Origin of the sequence: Granulicatella sp. zg-ZJ (assembly GCF_010892355.1) — a bacterium.
GTDB lineage: Bacteria > Bacillota > Bacilli > Lactobacillales > Aerococcaceae > WM01.
Window position 1 is genome coordinate 1 of the sequence record NZ_WNJY01000055.1, and the last position, 2,210, is coordinate 2,210.

At 34.0% G+C, this 2,210-nt stretch carries 1 protein-coding gene; it reads right to left on the bottom strand.

The window, feature by feature from the left end:
- Positions 1-176 precede the first annotated feature (176 nt).
- Entirely contained in the window at positions 177-1,916 is a 1,740-nt protein-coding gene (locus tag GMA11_RS09135) for a M3 family oligoendopeptidase (RefSeq protein WP_163546807.1), read from the bottom strand.
- Between the last annotated feature and the right edge of the window lie 294 nt (positions 1,917-2,210).

Sequence of the window (2,210 nt, forward strand, 5' to 3'; positions counted from 1 at the left end):
ACGAATGGCTTCGTTCTCGCACATGGTAGAGAACGAGCGATGTATCGTGTACATCGTGGTAAGCCGTACAACTTAACGTCTGATACGAAAAAAGACTGTTGACACTCTTACTTTGTCAACAGTCTGAGCAACTAGAGAGCACTTTCGTGCTCTCTAGTTGCTTTTCTCGAACTTTATTATTTGCTTGTTAAACGAATAAATTCATCAATTTTTTCTTCAACTTGTCCAAGTGCTTTTGCCCAAAATTCTTTTTTCGTTAAGTCAACGCCCATTGTTTTTGCTGTGTCTTCGGCTGTTGTTACTGTTGTTGCATAAAGCATCGCTTGGTATTTTTCAACAAATCCCTCTGGTTGTTCTAAATACATCGCATATAAACCTTTAGAGAATAGTCCTCCAAATGCATAAGGGAAGTTGTAAAAACTTAAACCAGCTGAATAGTAATGTCCTTTACATAACCACATATATGGGTGCATTGCATTTTCATCTAATCCGTCACCATACGCTTCTTTTTGTGCGTTTAACATGATATCTTCTAAATCTTTAGAGAACATAAATTTTTCTTTACGTTGTTCAAATACAGCACTTTCGAACAAATAACGTGAGTAAATATCGACAATAATTTGTGTTGTATCTTGTAATTCTGATTCAATAAGACTTGCTTTTTCTTCGTCACTTGCTTCAGCAATCACACTTCTCATAATCAATGCTTCATTAAATGTAGAGGCTGTTTCGGCAACCGGCATTGAGTATTCCCAACTCAATGGTAGATGCTCTTGCATGTGTAAACCGTGATAAGCATGTCCTAATTCATGTGCCATTGTTACAACATTGTTTAAAGAACCGTCAAAATTCATCATTACACGAGATTGTTTGATAAATGGTAAATTGTAACAGAACGCTCCACCGACTTTTCCTTTTCTAGGGAACATGTCGATATAGTGATTATCATAAAATTCCTCTACCATATCTGCCAAGTCTTTAGAGAATTTAGAAAAATGTTTCATTAAATACTCTTTTGATTCTTCTACTGTAAATGTACGGCTTGCACCTTTTCCGATTGGTGCAAATAAATCATAAAATGGTAAACCATTCGTATGACCTAATAATGTTGCTTTATGTTTTAAGTAGCGACGGAATGCAGGTAGAGAGTCTTTAATTGCTTCTAGTAATGCATCTAATGTTTCTTTACTCATCCATGATGCTTGTAAAGTAGCATCTAAAGGACTGTCATATCCTCTTAATTTTGTAATGTCATTCACTTGCGATTTAATATTGTTTAAGGCAAATGCTACTGGTTCTTTAATGGTACGATACATTTCTAATTCAGCTTCGTATGCACGCTTTCTCACGTCTTGGCTTTCATCATAGGCAAGGTTACGAATTTCACTTAATGTAACTGATTTACCGTCAAATTCTGTTTCAACTGTTGATGTTAAAAATTCTTGTAATTGACTCCATGAATTACCAGCACTTAAATTCATTGTCGAGATAACTTCTTCTACATCATCTGATAATAAATGTTTGTACTCTTTTTTAGCTTGTTCAAACAAGAATGCATATTGACTTAAATGTGCATCTGCTGATATATCTGTTTCTATGCTACCTAAAAATTTATTGATTTTAGCATGTACTTTAGCATATTTTGAAAATAATTTTTGTACTTTACTATTAGCTTGTAAACTCACTGTATCTGTTGTATTCACAGCTAATTGTAAAGAAGAGTAAGCATACAATTTTGAGCCTAGTATATTTGTTTCTTCTAAGTATGAGATAACTTGTTTGATTGTTTCTAAATTATCCACTAGTGTTAAATCGCCTAATGATTGATATAGACTTTCTAATTTTTCTAAATCTTGTTTATATTCTGGTGCGTCGTAGCTTTCATATAATTCTTTTAAAGACCATTCTCCGCTCATATAATCCCTCCAATTTCTTTTTTGTTAGTATATCATAAATTATCTAAACTCGATAGTTCAACGATTGCCAATCTCTAAAATAGCATCGTAGTGAGTGACATCTTCTATGTGGTGTGCGATTTATAATAAATTCTTTTATAAAAGAAAAAACCCTCCTAAAAGGAGGTTCAGACTGTTGACAAATTAAAATGTCGACAGTCTTTTTTCGTATCAGACGTTAAGTTGTACGGCTTACCATGATGTACACGATACATCGCTCGTTCTCTACTACGTGCGAGAACGAAGCCATTCGTA